The organism is Acinetobacter sp. YH01018, from assembly GCF_013420295.1.
Classification (GTDB): Bacteria; Pseudomonadota; Gammaproteobacteria; order Pseudomonadales; family Moraxellaceae; genus Acinetobacter.
Genome location: NZ_VOYL01000126.1, coordinates 1 through 1,048 on the forward strand (window position 1 = coordinate 1; position 1,048 = coordinate 1,048).

At 39.7% G+C, this 1,048-nt stretch carries 1 protein-coding gene; it reads left to right on the forward strand.

All coding sequences use genetic code 11. From position 1 onward, the window contains the following. Window positions 1-99: 99 nt before the first annotated feature. A complete protein-coding gene (locus tag FTT83_RS15940) occupies window positions 100-1,047 on the forward strand; it encodes an IS30 family transposase (protein WP_092818765.1) in 948 nt (315 codons plus the stop codon). The last annotated feature ends 1 nt before the right edge of the window (window position 1,048 follow it).

Genomic DNA, 1,048 nt, shown 5'->3' on the forward strand with positions numbered 1-1,048 from the left:
CTTAGATTCTCAAATGAAGTGCAACAGAGATTAAATTATTGGAAGGAAGCAAGATGAGCTAGTATTTTGCTTCCGACCGACCAAAGTCAAAGTTGCATCATGAACTACACTCATCTTACCCAAGAAGAAAGATATCAGATTTATACCTTGTTACGTGAAGGTTTTTCTAAACGTTATATCGCTTGGAGACTGAATCGCTCACCTTCAACCATTTCTAGAGAAATCAAACGTAATCGAGCGAGAAATGGCTATTTTGCTAAACATGCCAATAAAGTAGCTCGAAGACGGCATTGTCCTAATCCTAAAAGAATCCCTTGTGAAATATGGGCACATGTCATCTCTTATCTTGATCTTCAATGGAGCCCTGAACAGATTGCTTCTCGTGTTCCAGTCAGTTTGCATTCAATTTATCGCTTTATACGGCAGGATAAAAATAAGGGCGGTACACTCTTTCATAACCTACGTTTCAGAAATCAAAGAAAGAGGAAATACGGCTCTCCTGAAACCCGTGGTCAGCTGAGTAATCGTAAAAGCATTCATGACAGACCTATTGAGATTGAGCAGCGGACTCGCTTTGGTGATTTGGAAATAGATACGATTGTTGGTAAGAAGCATCAGCAATCATTGGTCTCTATTGTAGATAGGAAGACAGGTTATTTATGGCTGAAAAAGTGTAGCTCACGCAAGGCAGAGGAAATTTGCCAAACAACCATCAGCCTTCTTGAGCCGATCAAAGATCAGCTCAAGACGATTACTGCAGATAATGGTAAAGAGTTCAGCCTGCATGAGTATACTGCTCAAGAATTAGAAATAGACTGGTATTTCGCTGATCCTTATAGCGCTTGGCAACGAGGCACGAATGAAAATACCAATGGCTTAATCAGGCAATATATTAAAAAAGGCAGTAATTTAAATGCCTATACGGATGAATATATTGCAGAAATCACTCAACGTTTGAATCATCGCCCAAGAAAAAGACTCGGCTTTAAAAGTCCGAGTCAGGTATTATGGCAACAACATGGTGTTGCACTTCAAATGCTAATCTAAG